Genomic DNA, 17,846 nt, shown 5'->3' with positions numbered 1-17,846 from the left:
AGCTTCGTTGAGCGCGCGAGACCGCGTGCTCGCGCACTCGGACGTCGAGGCTTTCACACAGGATGCCACCCCCATGATTTTCCTCGCGCGCCTTGCGGCGGTTTTCACGCTCATGCTGGCGACCTTCGCAACCGCCAGCGCCGATCCCAAACCGTTCCTGCATCAGGGCATCGCCGCCGATGCCAAACGCTATGAGGCCTATCTCAAGGCCAACTGGAAACCGGACGGCAAAACGCCCGCCGCGCTGAAAGCTCAGGCCGAAAAAGACTTTGCGAGTGATCCGCGAGCCGCCTCTCGCGCGCTCGCCAATGTCGTCTCGGCAAACGCTCAGGACTCTACTGCCTGGACGCGCCTCGCCGAAGCCCTGCTCGCCATTCCGCCTGATCCCAACAATACGAGCGAACGCTACGATCTTGCGATCTATGCCTCGGGCGCGGCTTACACCGGCTACCAGCGCGCAACCGATAAGAACGAGAAAGCCCACGCGCTTTACGTCCTCGGGCGCACGCTCGAGGCCCGCTCCTATTGGCGTCCCGCGATCGACGCGCTGAGCCTCAGCCTCGCGCTCGCCGACGACCAGACCACCCGCGAAATGTATGACAAGCTGCGCGGCCAGTACGGCTTCCGCATGACCGACTACAAGACCGACAACGACGCGACGCCGCCGCGCCTCTGCCTGCAGTTCTCCGAAGACCTGTCGCGCACGCAGACCGACGTTGCGAAATTCATTTCCGTCGGCGGCAAAGACCCGCAAAACCTCGTGCAGGACGGCAAGCAGCTTTGCCTCGAAGGCCTGAAGTACGGCGAACGCTATCAGGTTCAGATCCGTGCCGGATTGCCGTCCGACATCGGCGAGAAACTGCTGAAAACCTCCGATATCGCCGTCTACATTCCCGACCGCACGCCGTACGTCCGCTTCGGCGGCAAAGCCTATGTGCTACCCTCGCGCGGCCAGCAGGGCATTCCGGTCACAACGACGAACACCAGCAAGATCGACGTTGAAGTTTATCGCATCGGCGACCGCAACCTCGCGACGACACTGCAAAACGGCGACATGGCGCGTCAGCTTTCGAGCTATGACGTCGATAACATTCGCGATCGTTCGGGCATCAAGGTCTACGAAGGCCAGATGGATATTACCTCCAAGCTCAACGAGGACGTGACGACGGCCGTGCCCGTCACCGACGCCACCGGCAAGCTCGAACCCGGCGTCTACGTCATGGTCGCCAAGCCCTCCGAAAAGCAGAAGCAGGAAAGTTACGAGCGCGCGACGCAGTGGTTCATTGTCTCCGACCTGGGCCTCACCGCATTTAGCGGCAATGACGGCGTGCACGCGTTCGTCCGCTCGCTGAGCGATGCCATCGCTGTCGGCGGCACGTCTGTGAAGCTGATTGCCAAAAACAACGAAGTGCTCGCCACCGCCACGACCGACGAGCATGGCTACGCCAAGTTCGACGCCGCGATCACCAAAGGCGAAGGCGGCTCGGCGCCCGCAATCCTCGTCGCGCAGAAAGGCGAAGGCGAATACGCGTTCCTCGATCTGACACTCAACGCCTTCGATCTCTCCGACCGCGGCGTGCAGGGCCGCGATCCGTCCGGTCCTGTCGATGCCTACGTCTATACCGAGCGCGGCGTCTATCGCGGCGGCGAGGACGTGAACGTCACGGCGCTCGTGCGCGACCAGTTCGGCAAATCGTCATCCGTCCCGGCGACGCTGATGGTCTTCCGCCCCGATGGCGTCGAGCAGACGCGCTTCCTGATGAACGATCAGGGTCTCGGCGGCCGCGCGCACGTCGTGCATCTCGCCAAGACAGCAATGACCGGCACCTGGCGTGCGAAGCTCTACACCGATCCGAAATCAGAGCCGATCGCGGAGCGGTCATTCCTCGTCGAAGATTTCGTCCCCGAACGCCTCGACATGACGCTCTCATCGAAAATCAAGGCACTCGCGCCGGACGAAAACCAGACGATTGACGCCGATGGCCGCTATCTCTACGGCCCGCCCGCCGCTGGTCTCGGCCTCGAAGGCGAAGTCGTCGTCAAGGCATCGACCAGGGACGTTCCCGGTTATACCGGCTATATCTTCGGCCAAGCTGACGAGTTCGTAACGCCGGTACGTCAGGCGCTGCCGTCGAACCTCGCAATGGATCAGAACGGCAAGGCGTCGATCCCGATCACCCTGCCGCAGATGCCGAAAACGCCGAAGCCGCTGGAAGCTTCGATCTCCGTGAAGCTGCGCGAAGACGGCGGCCGCACCATCGAGCGCAACATCACGCTGCCCGTCGATCTGAAACTCGAACGCGTCGGCATCAAGCCGCTGTTCGACAACTTGACAGCGCCCGAGGATCAGCCCGCCGAATTCAACGTCGTGCTGCTCGGCTCCGACGGCAAAGCCGAAGCATCGAGCAATCTCACCTGGACGCTGACGCGCCTCGATACGACGTGGCAGTGGTATCGCCGCGACGGCACGTGGACCTATGACGCCGTCACCGTGAAGCGCAAGATCGGCAGCGGACCGCTCGCTGTAACCGCGGACGGTGCTGCAAAGATCTCGCAGCCGATCCAGTGGGGCCGTTACCGTCTTGACGTTGCGTCAAACGATGCGGACGGCCCGGCATCGAGCCTCATCTTCAACGCCGGCTGGTACACGTCCGGCGACTCAGTTGATTCACCCGAGCAGCTCGACGTCGCGCTGGATAAAGACAGCTACAAAGCCGGCGACACCGCGAAGCTGCGCATCGCCACGAAGCTCGGCGGCAAGGCGCTCGTCGCCGTGCTCGGCACCGGCCTCGACCTGATGAAAGAGGTCGATATCGCCAAGGGCGGCGGCGAAGTCGACATTCCCGTCGATAGCAACTGGGGACCGGGCGCCTACGCCACCGCGATTCTCTACCGACCGATGGACGAAGCGGCAAAGCGCATGCCGAGCCGCGCCATCGGCATCCGCTGGCTACCGATCGACCAGTCGAGCAAGCAGCTGAAAGTTGCCGTGACGCTCCCTGACAAGGTGAAGTCCGGCGCGCACGTCGACGTGCCGCTGAAGATCGAAGGCCTGGCACCCGGCGAAGACGCCCGCGTCGTCGTTGCGGCTGTCGATCTCGGCATTCTAAATCTCACGCGCTTCGAAACGCCCGCCCCGGAGAAGTGGTTCGGTCAGCAGCAGAAGCTGTCATTCGAAATCCGCGACTTCTACGGCAAGCTGATCGATGGTATGCGCGCTGACCGTGGCAAGCTCCGCTCAGGCGGCGATGGCACCGCCGCGCTGCAAGGAAATCCGACGGTCGAAACAGTCGTGTCGCTCTATTCCGGCATCGTACAGGTGAAGGACGACGGCACTGCGAGCGTGTCGTTCGATCTGCCGGACTTCAACGGCACCGTCCGCTTCATGGCGGTTGCCTGGAGCAAGGATAAGGTCGGCCATGGCTCGGGCGATTTGATCGTCCGCGACGCGGTCGCGCTGACCGCCGCCGTACCGCGCTTCATGACGCTTGGCGACGAGGTCGATCTCGGCTTCTCGATCCACAACGTCGATGGGCCGGCCGCGCCGTACAAACTCACGCTGTCCCAGAAAACCGGCGACGACCGCAACGAAATGCTCTCTCCCGTTGCCGACAAGACGGCAGACCTGAAGCAAGGCGAACGCATCATGCAGCGCGTTGTCTTCAAGCCGACTGAGCTTGGTGAGATTACGCTGAAGGCTGTCGTCACCGGCCCGAACGATATCGCCGTCAAGCGGGAGATGACGTTCAATGTCTTCCCGCCCGCAGGCGACATCAAGCGCACGACGATTTCGTCGCTGAAGCCCGGCGGCAAGCTCGTCGTCTCGTCCGACATCGCTTACGATCTGATCCCGTCGCGCACGCGGATCAACATGTCGGTCGGACCGGCCGCGCGTCTCGACGTGCCGACGCTTCTCGCGCAACTCGACCGCTACCCCTACGGCTGCGCCGAGCAGACAGTGTCGCGTGCGATGCCGCTCGTCGTCGCCAATGCGGTCGCGGCTCAGATCGGCATTGCACAGGACAAAGAGCTGAAGGAGCGCGTGCAGAAAGCCATCGGCCGCGTCTTCGAAATGCAGGACTCAACCGGCGCGTTCGGCGTCTGGGGTCCATACAGCACCGACCTGTGGCTGACGGCTTACGTCACAGACTTCCTGACGCGTGCGAAGGAAGCGAACTACGACGTGCCGCGCGAGAACTTCAATCGCGCCCTCGACCGGCTGCAGAACTTCATCGCCTATGCATCCGACTTCGAAAAAGGCGGCGAAGACCGGGCCTATGCGCTCTATGTTCTCGCCCGCAACGGCCGCGCGCCCATCGGCGATCTTCGCTACTACGCCGATGAACGCATTGACCGCTTCTCGACGCCGCTGGCTAAAGCGCAAATCGGTGCCGCACTCGCGATGATGGGCGACAAGGAACGCGCCGAGCGCGCGTTCTCCGCAGCCCTCGCCGCAATGCCCGATACGCCCGATAGCGGCTATCGCAGCGACTACGGCTCGACTCTGCGTGACGGCGCAGCTCTCGTCACGCTCGCCGCCGAAACCGGCATCGCGCGGGAAGAGCAGCCGAAGCTCGCGACCGTCATCGCCAAGGCCTACGAGACGCGCACGTACACATCCACGCAGGAACAAGCCTGGATGCTGCTTGCCGCGAAGGCTTTGAACGATGAGGTGAAAGCAACGACGCTCGCCGTCGATGGCAAGCCGGTGAACGGCCCGCTGCTGAAAGGTCTGACGCCCGCCGAGTTGAAGAACGGCGCGCTGACGATCACCAACAACGGCGACACCGCCGTCGATGCTGTGATCTCGGTTCTCGGTGCAGCACTCACGCCCGAGCCGCCGGTTTCGAAAGGCTTCAAGATCGAACGCGAGGCCTACACGGTCGATGGCAAGAAGATCGATCTCGCAAGCCTGACCGGCGGCAAGGCGAACGTGAAGCAGAACGACCGGTTCGTCATGGTCGTGAAGGTCACGTCGGATGATCCGGCCGGCCGCGTCATGGTCGTCGACCGCTTGCCCGCAGGCTTCGAGATCGAAAACCCGCATCTCGTCGAAAGCGGCGCGATCGCGAACCTCTCGTGGCTGAAATCGACGGCAGCGCCGGAGCACACTGAGTTCCGCGACGATCGCTTTGTTGCAGCCTTCAACTTCGGAAGCGTGGCGTCATCGTCGGATACAGAGAACGGTGACGCCGGTGGCAACACGATCACGCAGCCCGATGGCACGTCACAAGCAAAGCCTGCACCCACAACGGCGATGCTTGCCTACATCGTCCGCGCCGTGACGCCCGGCACATTCGTCTATCCGGCGGCAACCGTCGAAGACATGTACCGGCCCGAGCGTTATGCCCGCTCCGCAGCCGGCTCGCTCACCGTCTCGCTGAAGGAGTAACGCGACGTGCGGCTGGGGCTTCTTCAAAACGCGAAACGATTGCACGCAGCAGCGGCGCAAGTTTTCCCCCTTTTGGGGAAAAGCCGGAGAGGGGGTGACGAGCCGTCGGTGCCCCCAGCGTCAGCCACCCTCCTCCGGCGCTTTACGCGTGTCTCCAAGCTCACCCCACCCCCTCCCAGTCAAGGGGAAGGGAGAAATGAGCAGCATCTCTTCCTTGAATCCCCCTCCCCCTCGCAGGCAGCGGTTAGGGGTGGGGGCGTTCACCCGCGAAAGCTTTTTACTATTCGACGTGTCGCACTATGTGCAGTGCTGGCAATCGCGGTTTTGGCGGGCAGTGCGACCACCCTCTATCTCAAAGCCTTTGCCGATGCCGGACCGCTGCCGCTTGAAAATGCGCGCGCCGTCTCGACCACCGTCGTCGACCGCGACGACCGCCTGCTGCGTGCCTTCACGACGACTGACGGCATGTGGCGACTGCCACTCGACCCGAAAGACGTCGATCCGCACTACCTGAAAATGCTCTTCGCTTTCGAAGACAAACGCTTCTATTCCCACCACGGCATTGACAGCAAAGCCGTCGTCCGAGCGGCGCTGCAGATGCTGCGTCATGGCCGCATTGTCTCGGGCGGCTCGACGCTGACGATGCAGGTCGCGCGCCTGCTCGACGGCCGCCACGAACGCACCGCCAGCGGCAAGCTTCGTCAGATGGCCCGCGCCGTCGAACTCGAACGGGCGCTGTCGAAACGCGAAATCCTAAAACTCTATCTTCGCCTCGCGCCCTTCGGCGGCAACCTTGAAGGCGTTCGCGCAGCCTCGCTCGCTTACTTCGGCAAGGAGCCGAAACATTTATCGTTGGGCGAATGCGCCCTGCTCGTCGCGTTGCCGCAATCGCCCGAGGTCCGCCGTCTCGACCGCAACCCGAAAGCCGCGCTGCGCGCACGCAGTCGCGTGCTGAATCGCGCCGTTGCCGCCCACGTCATCACTGCCGCAGAAGCCGAGCGCGCCAAGGCCGAACGCATTCCGTCAGTGCGTTACGCGTTCCCTCTGCTTGCGCCGCATCTGTCGGAAAGCGAAGTCGCCGCGCATCCGACCGAAAGCGTCATCAAACTGACGCTCGACCGCAATCTGCAGGCAAGCCTTGAACAACTCGCGCAGGATCATGCCCGATTGATCGGCGACAACGTCTCGACCGCCATCATCGTCGCCAACCACCAGACCGGCGAAATCCTCGCCGAAGTCGGCTCTGCCGATTATTTCGATAAGGATCGCCACGGCGCCGTCGATATGGCAACCGCCGTACGCTCCCCCGGCTCGACGCTGAAGCCCTTTATCTACGGCCTCGCCTTCGAGGCAGGCCTCGCGCATCCCGAAACGCTCATCGAAGACCGGCCCGTCCGCTTCGGCACCTACGCACCGAAGAATTTCGACGAGGGCTATCACGGCACGGTTTCGATCCGCGAAGCGCTTGAGCAATCGTTCAACGTCCCGGCCGTCCGCGTTCTCGCGCGCGTTGGACCGGGCAAGCTCGTCGGCCGCTTCCGGCGTGCCGGCGTCGAAGCCCGTTTCCCGGATAAATCCGAGCCGACGCTGGCGATGGCGCTCGGCGGCACCGGCCTGACGCTCGAAGACATGACGCAACTCTACGCGGCCCTCGCGCGCGGCGGTGACAGCATCATGCTGACCCACCGCTGGAGCGAGCGCGGCAAGGTCTGGGCGACGTCGCATCTGAAGCCGCTCGTCAATGCGCACCGCCTGATGTCGCCGCTCGCCGCCTGGTACGTCACCGATATTCTGAAGGACGCGCCGCCCCCGCTCAACGCCAAGGGCGGACGCTTCGCCTACAAGACCGGCACATCCCACGGTTATCGTGACGCCTGGGCGATCGGCTACGACGGCAAGTACGTGATCGCGGCCTGGGTCGGGCGGCCGGACAATTCGAGCATTCCCGGCCTCGTCGGCCGCAGCGCCGCCGCGCCGATGTTGTTCGACGCGTTCGAGCGCGTTCCCGGAGGTCGCACGCCGTTGCGCGGAGCGCCTGCGAACGCCATCCGCGCGACGAACGCCGAGCTTCCCGCCCCGCTGAAACGCTGGCGCGATCCCGGCGACGATCCGGTCGCCGGAAAGTTTCTTGAACCGCCGGTGCTGATCTCTTTCCCGCCCGATCAATCGGAAATCGCCGAATCCGATCTCGACGGCGATCCGCTGATCTTGAAAGCCGACGGCGGCGCGCTGCCACTGACGTGGCTCATCGACGGCAAGCCCATTCCGTCCGACACCCACACGCGCGAAGCCACATGGCAACCCACCGAAGGCTTCGCCAAGCTGACCGTCATCGACGCAAACGGCCGCACCGACCGCTCTTCGATCCGCGTGCGGTAAGCCATGATGTCATTCTCGGGCATGTCCCGAGGATCCATCAAGCATCGGCACGAACTGCAAAATGGATCCTCCGCCTGGAGCCGAGGGTGACAATATTAAGCAAACTAAATCCGCTCCCCTGAGTGAGCACCGAGCCAAGTCAGACTTCAAACACAAATTCGGTGGCGTACAGGAAACCAAAAGTCCCATTTGGAACCGCAACGCCGATGGTGCAGAGTGCGCTGCGTATTCCATTTTTGACGCCTCGCGCATTCCGGATTTCAAACGCCCTATGATGTGTTGCCATTCCTTTTTCCGCAGCTTCGCGCTCGCCTTCACCCTGATCGCAGTCGCGATTGCAAACGGCGGCTGCAACGACGCCCAGCACGATGCGTCCTCGGCGCGGCCGCTGCCCGCACTTGGCGCCAAGGTTGATGAAACATCCGTCTCGGGCATCTCATCGGGCGCCTATATGGCGGGTCAATTCCAGATGGCGCACGCCAAGCGCGTCGTCGGCGCCGCCATCATCGCGGGCGGCCCTTACGGCTGTTCCGAGAGCATCTTTGCCAACACCATGCCAGGCACCGGCACCGCAATCTTGAATCTCAGCAAGGCCGTCAACGGCTGCATGCTGAACCTGCTCGGCATCTGGGGCGTCTCCGATCCCGAAGACCTCGCGAAGAAAGCCGAAGAACGCGCCGCCAAAGGCGAGATCGATCCGATCGCAGACGTCGTCCGCGACCGCATCTATCTCTTCACCGGCACATCCGATCGCACCGTCGCCCCCGCGATCGTCAAGCACGCGGCGGAATTCTACGAAAAGCTCGGCGTGCCGAAAGCCAACATCGACCTTGTCTCCGACCTGCCTGCGGGTCACGCGTTCGTCACCGACGATGAAGGCAGCGCCTGTAGCGTTTCCGGCGAACCCTACGTCGTCAACTGCGGTTATGATCAGGCTGGCGCGCTGTTGAAATTCATCTACGGCGATCTCCAGCCCCGCGCGACGACGCTCTCCGGCAACTTCTTTGATTTCGATCAGCGTCCATTCGTAAGTGACGACAACAGCGCCGAGCTTGCGGAAACCGGCGTCGTCTACGTGCCGAAGTCCTGCACCGAGACGCCCGGCTGCCGCGTCCACATCGCCTTTCACGGCTGCGCCCAGAATCGCGAGGCGGTCGGCGACACGTTCATCAAGGAATCGGGCTTCGCGCGATGGGCCGACACCAACCGCTTCATCGTGCTTTTTCCACAGGTGGCGGATTCGGCCGCCAACCCCCAAGGCTGTTGGGATTGGTGGGGTTATACCGGGCCGCAGTATTTAACTCGTGACGCGCCGCAGATTGCCGCAGTGAATCGTATGCTCGATGCCTTGCAAGCGCCCGGCGGAGGCGCATAAAGCCTACCAGCAACAAACGTCGGGCAACCGATAAGACCGGCGCATCAGGGGCACGGGCAACGGGGGGATTTTCAATGCTCGCACGCGAACGCCTTTTGGCACCCTTGTGGCCAGCACCCGGAGCGGTTCGCCGGCCTTCGACGTCCACAATCGTCCGAGCCATCGAGCTGACGGCAGCCGCCGCAGCGATGGGACTGCTCGTGATGGCAGCAGCGCTCCCGAACGATTCCGACACGCGTGCCGCCGCGACCAACCCGCCGGTCTCGACCGCCCAGCATCCCGGCCGCGAAAGCGACTTCGGCGCCTACCTCGGCGCGCCCTATCACTATCCGAGCGATTTTCATTACGTGAGACCCGGCAACTCCGACCTGACGATCAAGAAGATCGACTGGTTCACACTGCCGTTCGAAAACCCGCTTTACTACGGCGTGCGCATCCAGCGCTGGTTCAGCGGCCGTTTCGGCACGATGCTCGACTTCACGCACTCGAAAGTCCACGCGCCGTTCGACGACCAGCAGTTCGATATGGAAGGCACCTTTGACGGCAAGCCGGTGCCGCCAAAAGGGCGCGTTGGCGATTACTTCAAGAAACTCGAATGGACGCACGGCCACAACATGCTGACGCTCAACGGCCTGATGCGTCTGCCGTCGCTCGGTATCTTCTCGCCCTACTTCGGTGCGGGCGCAGGTCTGTCGTTCCCGCATTCGGAAATCTATCCGAAGAATGCGCCATCACGGACCTACGAATACCAGTACACCGGCCCCGTCGCCCAGGCGCTGTTCGGCATCGAGCTGCGGCTCAAGACCGGCTCCGTCTTCATCGAATACAAATTCACGAGCGCCGATTATTGGGGACCGCTAACGGGCCGCGACGGCACCTGGTTCCCGATCGACATGTGGCGCCAGTTCTCGCGCTGGTGGTCGGGCGAGCCGACGAAAGACGGCTGGGCGGGCGCCAAACTGACGAGCCATCAGGTGATCGGTGGTTTCCTCACGCGCTTCGTGCCGAAACCGGCAACGCCCTAAGACACGCGGACGCTGCGGGACCGGGGAGCAGCTTTGGCTTTCCCGGTCTTACGGCTTTTGATTGAAGTTACTGTCTGCATTGATTTGAGAGCCGCCTGGAACGTCTTGAGTTCGGCGGCGAGCCAAGTTTCGAATGCCATCGCCGCATCCGAAATCTTCGCACCGGATCGGCGCACGAGATAATAGCCGAACCGCGTCGCCCTGATATCGAGCGGCCGAACAAGCCGGCCGGCGATGAGCGCATCACCCGCCTGGATTTGATCGGCGAGCGCCAAACCCTGTCCGGCTTCGGCTGCAGCAATGACGAGGTCGCCATTAAGTGTCGGCCCGGACGGCGTTACCTCGTCCGCGACGCCTGCCGCCGAAAGCCACGCGTCCCAGCATTCCTTCGCCGTCTCCTGAATGAGAAGACTGCCGTCCAGATCGGAGGCAACAAACAATGGATTGTCGCGCAAGAATTGAGGACTGCAGACCAGCGTCAGTTCCGAGAGCGCGAGTGACTTGCTTTCCAGTCCTTCCCAGGCACCGCCGCCCCAGCGGATACCGAGGTCGACGTCCTCTTTGGAGAAATTGACGAGACGGGGCGTTGCATCAAGAACGATGTCGATATTCGGGTTCTGCGCCGTAAAGGCGCCGAGCCGCGGCACCAACCAGAGCGCGGCGAAAGCCGGATCTGATGTGACCATCAAACGCTTGCGCCGCCGCGACGGCCGCGCGAACTGACTAACCGCCGAAGCAAGAAGATCGAACCCTTTTGTAAGTTCGAGCGCCAGCGACCGGCCGACTTCCGTCAGCTCCACGCCGCGTCCCGTGCGTTCGAACAGTGGCGTGCGGAACTCGGCCTCGAGCGCGCGCACATGCCGGCTTATGGCAGCATGCGTAACATTGAGTTCATCGGCCGCACGCGAAAAGCTCGACAGCCGCGCGGCGGCCTCGAACGCTTTCAGTGCATTGAGCGGCGGCAATCGTCGGGCCATGGCTGATGTAACAAAAACTTACACGTTCTGTAAAGTAACGCCGTTTGTCGTGCGCGCGGAGGAAGCGCACCGTTCTCTTAGTGAATTCAAGAACGGAGGATACAATGATGCGCGTGATCGAACACCTGATCGAACGGATCGAAGCCCTGCTTTATCCCGACCGCCGCCCCTTCGATGACGAACCGCGATCCTGACAGAATGGAAGTCGGCGTGGGGAGCTTTTCGTCAATGTTCAGGCTTGGAGATAGTTGCCCTGCCCGTCGGCCATGGGCGAACGACTGACGCGCCGCTTATGGTCTTCGTCGTCCGAAAAGAGCTTCTGCGTCAGGATCGCATAGGCAGCTTGCGCGTCGACGGATCCTTTGTCGAACGTTTGCGCACCATTCAGAACAAGATTGTTCACCGCTTGCTGAAGCGCATCCAATTTCGCACTGTCTTTGTCGGGCGTAGCATTCCGCGCCCCGATTGTCGGGTACGCAACTTGCTGTTCGGCGAAATAAGCAGGCATGTCTTTGAGCGACGGAATGGTTGTCGATCCCCATGCCCCGCTCTCTGTCGTAAAGGTTATAGAAAACTCCTCAGGCGGAAAATCTTTGCGGTGCGCAATAATCACGTCAAACAACGCATTGTTCCGAGCGTTGTCGGGATCCATATCAAAGATACCTTGTGCGCGCCCGTTGGCGATTTCTTTGTGGATCTTTTCACTGAACTCATCTTGCAGCCCCGGGTCCAAGAACGCTTGCACCAAGCCGTCAAAAATTTCGGCCGAGTTTGTCGTGAAATGAGCTGAACCGAGAAATTTGAAGACATCCGCAGAGGCCTCTTTGTGCGACAGGCTCTTCAACGCGGCCTTGGCGATCAGCGATGGAGGAGGCAGAGGTGTCAACGAGGACTGCGTACTGGCCTCTTCGCGCATCTGGAGAATGGAGAGCGCGGTGAAGGCGCTGGCAGAGGAAATCGGATTCATTATCGGCTCAAAAAAGCTAGCTGGGCGCTTCGTGACCGACGGACAAAAAACAGTCATATGCCTTTTGACATAGACCGCGTTAAGAACTCGCTAACCAAACTCTAACCTAAGCATTATTCGGGAGCGGACGTGCCGAGCAACCTCCGCGCCCGATATTAAAACCGCTTCAGCAACCGGTCGATGTATTCGAGCTCATCCTCGGGACGCGTATTCTGACCGGCGCGCTTGCGCAGCTCTTCGAGGATCTCACGCGCCCGCTGGGCGTCGATCGCATCCGGCACCTTCACCGAATTGCCGAAGTCCGGACCTTGCGCCCGCTGCGGCCGTCCAAACGGATCGCGCGGTGAGGAACCGCCTCGGCCCAGCCGCTGCTGCGCATTCTTCTGCATCTGCTCAGCCATCTGCTGCGCGCTCTGGCGCATCTGGTCGAGCGCTTGGCCTTGCTGGTTCGCGGCTTCGTCGAGATCGCCCTGCTTTAAGGCATCCTGAGCCTTGCCCATCGCATCCTGCGCATTGCCAAGCTTGTCGGGGTCGCCGGCGCCCATCTGCTCAAGATCCTTCTTGAGCTGATCGAGTTCGTTGCGCAGTTGCGCCTGCCGGTCCTGCAAGCTGCCCTTGCCGCGCCGCTGTTGCTGCCCGCCAGACTGTCCCTGCTGGCCCTGCGGACCTTGCCCCTGGTCGGCGCCGCCTTCTTGATCGCCTTGCATGCCGTTGTCGCCGCGCTGCTGGCCCTGGCCCTGCTTGCCCTTGGAGCCGGTCCGCGGTTGACCGTCCTGACCCTGCTGGTCTTCCTGCGAGCCGCCCTGCCCTTCCTGGCGGCGACGCTCGCTGAACGTATCGTCCATCAGCTGCTGCTGCTTGCCGGTGAGATCGCTCAGCTGATTGAGCTTCTTCATCATCTGCTCGGCGCGCTGTTGCTGCGCGCGTGCTTCCGGCGTGTTGGCCGCCTGCAGCCGATCCATCAGTTCGCGCAGCTCCGAGAGCATCCGCTCGGCGTCTTCGCGTGAACCTTCCCGCGCGCTCTTTTCAAGATCCTTCATCATCTGATCGAGATCTTGCTGGCCGAGTTGCTGGCTCTGATCGTCTGGCGGATTGCCTTGAGACGGATTGTCCTTTTCCGCCTGCTTCTGCATCTCGTTGAGATAGTCGTTGAGCCGCTTTCGCAGCTCCGCCATCGCGTCTTGAATTTCCTTGTCGTCGCCTTTCTCGATGGCATCCGACAAGCGATCCTGCGCGTCTTTCAACGCCCGCTCGGCCTGCGAAAGATCACCGTCTTCGATCTTCAGCGCGATCTGCCAAAGCTCCGAGACCGACGAATTGATCGCCTCGCGCGAGTCCTCGCGGTCGAGCCGATGAAAGACCGACCTGAGTCCCAGATAGACGCCATTATCCGTGATGAACCCTTCAGGCTCCATCGTCAGCGCATCGAGCGCACGCACGACCATCGGCCGGTTGCGCGAATCGTCCATGAGTTTGCCGCGCTGCTCCACGACGGCGCGCGCCAGCGGATTTTTGAAACGGCGCGACGGCAGCACGACTTCGATCGTCTTGCTGCGCCCGATTTGACCGCCGACATCCGTCGCTTCCAGCCACAGCTTGACGCGTTGCCCTGCAAGCGGGTTCTCAGCCACGTCGAGCAGCGTCGACGTATCGACTGTCTTGGCGCCCGGACGAGGAATGCGCAGGCTCAGCACCGGCGGCCGTTCGAGCGGCAGTCGCGGCCCGGTGAGCGCGGGCGGCTGCGCCCACGCCTTCGACGGATCGACGGGCTTGGGCGGAATTTTTTGCACCTTCACTTCGGCACTTTGAATGCCGTAATCGTCGTCCGCCTTGTAGGTCACGCGCATCGAGCCGCGCGGCGTACCGCTAATCGGCTTCGTCATCGCGATCTTCGGCGGCGCATCGACGATGACGTCGAACGTCCACAGCCCAAGCTCTTGCGACCCCGCAAGCGCCCGCACCCGCGCCGACTTGCGAATCTCGTAACGAACCTCGGCGACGTTGGCCATGTCGCTGTTCTTGGGCGCGTCGGCCTTCGGCTTCTCGGGCTTGACGGTGAGCGGCTCGGTCGCGCCATCCGCGAGCACTTCGAGCGAGACGCCGTTGGAATCGAAGCCGACGCCTCTCAGCGTCAGCAGACTATGATCGGGCACCTCGAAAAACTTGCCCTGCTCCGGCGTTTGCTCATCGGCCTGCTTTGAACCATCGGCCAGCAACACCGGCGGTAAGCCGGTGTAGGGCGGCGGGGTCACCCAGGCATCGAGGCGCGCGGGCGGCCCATGCTCGCTCGCGCCGAAGCGGAACGCAGCCGCCAAGCGGTCTCCGAGGTTGCCGGTCGCCATCACCGCGACGGGGATGAGCAGCAGCAGCAACAGCCCGCGGACGGCCCACGGATCGAACCGGTCCGTGCGCGGCGCAGGATTGCCGACCTTCAGCCGCTGAATGGCTTTCGCCAGCCGCTGCCGGTGCGCCTGCCACAGCGCCGAGGTGTCGGCGTTTTCGGCGCCCGAGGTCAGCGTATCTTCGTAAGAGGTCGCGGGCCGATGCGGCACGCCTGAACGGCGCTCGATGCGCCGGATCGCTTCATCGCGCGTCGGCCACGGAATGCGCACCGCGTAGATGACCGCGGCGACTGCAGCGACCGCGAAAGCGCCCAGCAAAATCTTGTGCGGCAGAGGATCGAGGTTCGGCCACAAACCCAGGAACGACAGCATCGCGAACAGCATCGCAATGCCGAACACAAGCCATAGGCGTGGCCAAAGGCGTTCGAAGAACAACGCCAGCGCGCTGAGACGAACTTTACGCGCGAAAGAACGCGACATTTCGGGACCGGGGTCCCTGCTTTGGGGCTCTGGCATTAACTCAAGCTATCACGAGGGCCAGTCTTGGCACGTTAAGAAAATGCAACTTGAACGTCCGATAGCAGGTTCTGCCTCTCCAGTTCGGCATCTTTCGCCCGGTCGCTTCCGCGCCACATCTTCGCATAGCGAAGCTCCACCGATGGTTGTGCGAGGCGTGTCAATACGCCTCCCCAAAAATCTGCGACAATCGGCAACCACAGATTGACGGCTTTTCTAAAGTGCGTATCCAGATTTCAGCCAGACGCTCACTGACGTTCAGTTGCCGGATCAATAGGAGATATTGTGCTCATTCAATTCATTAGCAAAGCAGGGACGGCCGTTCGCACGTGCCTGACAACTGCTATCGAGAATGAGCACATTTGGCCTGCGTTTCAACCGATAGTCGACATCCGGTCCGGTCACTTAAGGGGGTTCGAAGTCCTTGCCCGTTGGACGGATCCCCTGGTTGGCGAGATTAGCCCCGTCGACTTCATCCCAGTGCTGGAACAGCGCGATCTGATCGACCGTCTGTTTAACCATCTTGTGCGGACCGCGTGTCCTGTCGCCGCAACATGGCCTGGTCCGTTCTTCCTGGCCTTCAACATTTCACCTAAACAGTTGATCGGCGAAGCGTTGCCGTTGGAGCTTTCGGAAACCGTTCGTGCCACCGGCTTTCCCCTAGAGCGCTTCCAAATCGAAATCACGGAAAGTTCGCTCATCTCCGACGTGGAAGGAGCCTACGCGCGCTTGCGCGAGCTCGACGACATGGGGGTCAAAGTTGCACTCGATGATTTCGGCACCGGGTATTCGAGCCTCGCGCGGCTTGAGGCCTTCCCTTTTCGCAAGTTGAAGATAGACGCTTGCTTCGTCCGAGCATTAGACCGGGACAGCAGCAAACGTCGCATCGCAGCGGCCATTATTGGGCTCGGCCAGAGCCTCGGCATCACCGTCGTGGCGGAAGGGGTCGAAACTCGCCAAGAGGAAGCGGTATTGCGAGACTTGGGCTGCGACCTCGGACAGGGGTGGCTCTACGGCAAACCGCAGACGAAAGATGAAGCGAGACGCACGCTCGAAATGTTTGGTGCTGTCGAACACACGGCCCCTCCACTTGACGTTTCGCCGTTTCAGCAATTGCACCAGCTCGCCACACTCTACAAGCAAGCACCCGTCGGATTGTGTTTCCTCGACCTGAACCACCGGCATGTGCGCGTAAACGACAGGTTCGCAAGCATCCATAACATGACGGGCGCCGAACTGGAGGGGAAGACCGTTTCCGACGTCATGAGCGGACCGACCTTGGCAACGGTGAAACGCATCCTCAATCAGTCTCTGCTCAGCGACGAACCGATCGCAGAAAACTACGTCCACGGGGACCGGCACCTTCGCGTGATTTGCACGCGGGTCGTTGATCTCGCCGGGGAGGTCATCGGCTTTTCAGGCGTTTCCGTCGACACCGAACCGCCTTTGGAAAGCTGCCAGCGCGTCTTGGAAGGGGCGAGCGCTTTTAGAAAGCATCCACCCGTTCTTCGCAGGTGTCCCGGCTGCAGCACCGGCCATCCACACCAATTCAATTTCGAGAGTAACTGATCCCGGCTTACCGTTCAGGCGAGGTAAGCCATGGTGGCAGGTGATCCGCGCCGATCAGATCGTCGTAGCTCGGGCGCGGCCGGACGACCGCATACTTGTCGCCATCGACCAGCACTTCCGGAATGAGCAAGCGGCTGTTGTAGGTCGATGACATCACCGCGCCATAGGCCCCCGCCGTCATCACCGAAATCAGGTCGCCCGCCTCTAGCGGAGGCAACGCGCGATCTTCGGCCAGAAAATCGCCTGTCTCGCAAACCGGCCCGACGATGTCCTGCTGGATCGGCGCGAGTTCGCTGCGCGCTTCGACGACCGGCCAGATGTCGTGATAGGCTTCGTAAAGCGTAGGTCGGATCAGATCGTTCATCGCCGCATCGATGATCGTGAACGTCTTGTCGGTGCCTTCCTTGACGTAGGTGACTTTCGTCACCAGCACGCCGGCGTTACCGACGATCATGCGCCCCGGCTCCATCACGATCTTGAGGCCGAGCGGCCCAAGCGTCTCCTTGACGACGGCCGCATATTCATCGGGCGTCGGCGGAATGTCATTGGCGCCGCGATAGGGCACGCCAAGGCCGCCGCCGATATCGAGATGCTCCAGGCCCAAGCCATCGCCCTTGAGATCGCGCGCCAGATCGGCCATCAGCCGGAACGCATCGCGGAACGGCGCAAGATCGGTGATCTGGCTGCCGATGTGCATATGAATGCCGGAAATCTTGATGCCCGGAAGCTTTGCCGCCTCGGCATAAAGCCGCCGCGCATCGGCATAGGGCACGCCGAATTTGTTCTCGGCCTTGCCCGTCGAAATTTTCGCGTGCGTCTTGGCATCGACGTCCGGATTGACGCGAATGGCGATCGATGCCGTCCGGCCCATCGCGTTCGCGACCTCGCTCAGCGCCTTGAGTTCCGGCTCGCTCTCGACGTTGAAGCCGAGAATGCCTTCTTCCAGCGCATAGGCCATCTCGCCCCGCGTCTTTCCAACGCCCGCGAAAATGATCTTCGACGCCGGAACGCCCGCGGCGCGTGCGCGACGAAGCTCGCCTTCCGACACGACGTCCATGCCCGCACCGAGCCGTGCCATCGTCTTCAGCACGGCCTGGTTGGAATTGGCTTTGACCGCAAAACAGATCAGCGCGTTCTGCCCTTTGAACGCTTTCGACAAAACTTCGTAATGGCGCACCAGCGTCGCCGTCGAATAGCAGTAGAAGGGCGTGCCAACCTCGTCGGCGATGCGTGCGAGGCTCACATCCTCCGCGTGAAGGAGGCCGGACTTGTATTGAAAATGATGCATGGAAGCGCTTCTAGCG

9 protein-coding genes are annotated in these 17,846 nt (G+C 62.0%); 5 read left to right on the top strand and 4 right to left on the bottom strand.

The features are described from left to right. Positions 1-25 precede the first annotated feature (25 nt). The 4 genes from HYPMC_RS00240 (at position 26) to HYPMC_RS00225 (ending at position 10,171) form a co-directional block, all read left to right on the top strand. A complete protein-coding gene (locus HYPMC_RS00240; protein ID WP_244420948.1) occupies positions 26-5,392 on the top strand; it encodes an alpha-2-macroglobulin in 5,367 nt (1,788 codons plus the stop codon). A gap of 306 nt (positions 5,393-5,698) precedes the next feature. Further along, on the top strand, positions 5,699-7,771 hold the full coding sequence (pbpC, locus tag HYPMC_RS00235; protein ID WP_244420947.1) for a penicillin-binding protein 1C: 2,073 nt from the start codon (positions 5,699-5,701) through the stop codon (positions 7,769-7,771). Positions 7,772-8,042: 271 nt separating this feature from the next. After that, positions 8,043-9,146, top strand: coding sequence for a poly(3-hydroxybutyrate) depolymerase (locus HYPMC_RS00230; RefSeq protein WP_024275119.1), 1,104 nt, complete (start codon positions 8,043-8,045; stop codon positions 9,144-9,146). A gap of 74 nt (positions 9,147-9,220) precedes the next feature. After that, a complete protein-coding gene (locus HYPMC_RS00225) occupies positions 9,221-10,171 on the top strand; it encodes a hypothetical protein (protein ID WP_013945708.1) in 951 nt (316 codons plus the stop codon). On the opposite strand, the gene HYPMC_RS00220 is transcribed toward HYPMC_RS00225, so the two are convergent. From HYPMC_RS00220 to HYPMC_RS00210, 3 genes are all read right to left on the bottom strand, one after another. Further along, positions 10,168-11,148, bottom strand: a complete 981-nt coding sequence (locus tag HYPMC_RS00220) for a LysR substrate-binding domain-containing protein (RefSeq protein WP_013945707.1) — start codon at positions 11,146-11,148, stop codon at positions 10,168-10,170. The two genes, HYPMC_RS00225 and HYPMC_RS00220, sit on opposite strands and share 4 nt — an antisense overlap. Before the next feature lie 232 nt (positions 11,149-11,380). Next, a complete protein-coding gene (locus tag HYPMC_RS00215; protein WP_013945705.1) occupies positions 11,381-12,115 on the bottom strand; it encodes a hypothetical protein in 735 nt (244 codons plus the stop codon). A 155-nt stretch (positions 12,116-12,270) separates the two neighbouring features. Beyond that, positions 12,271-14,937 (bottom strand): TIGR02302 family protein, encoded by a 2,667-nt coding sequence (locus tag HYPMC_RS00210; protein WP_013945704.1) that lies wholly within the window; start codon positions 14,935-14,937, stop codon positions 12,271-12,273. A gap of 321 nt (positions 14,938-15,258) precedes the next feature. On the opposite strand from HYPMC_RS00210, the gene HYPMC_RS00205 reads away from it, so the two are divergent. Further along, entirely contained in the window at positions 15,259-16,542 is a 1,284-nt protein-coding gene (locus tag HYPMC_RS00205; protein WP_013945702.1) for an EAL domain-containing protein, read from the top strand. A gap of 7 nt (positions 16,543-16,549) precedes the next feature. Here HYPMC_RS00205 and lysA read toward each other — a convergent pair whose 3' ends face one another. Beyond that, on the bottom strand, positions 16,550-17,830 hold the full coding sequence (gene lysA / locus HYPMC_RS00200) for a diaminopimelate decarboxylase (RefSeq protein ID WP_013945701.1): 1,281 nt from the start codon (positions 17,828-17,830) through the stop codon (positions 16,550-16,552). Positions 17,831-17,846: the final 16 nt, after the last annotated feature.

This window comes from Hyphomicrobium sp. MC1 (assembly GCF_000253295.1).
Classification (GTDB): Bacteria; Pseudomonadota; Alphaproteobacteria; order Rhizobiales; family Hyphomicrobiaceae; genus Hyphomicrobium_B.
The sequence above is the reverse complement of the archived record's forward strand: the minus strand, read 5'-3'. Positions and strand labels throughout refer to the sequence as shown.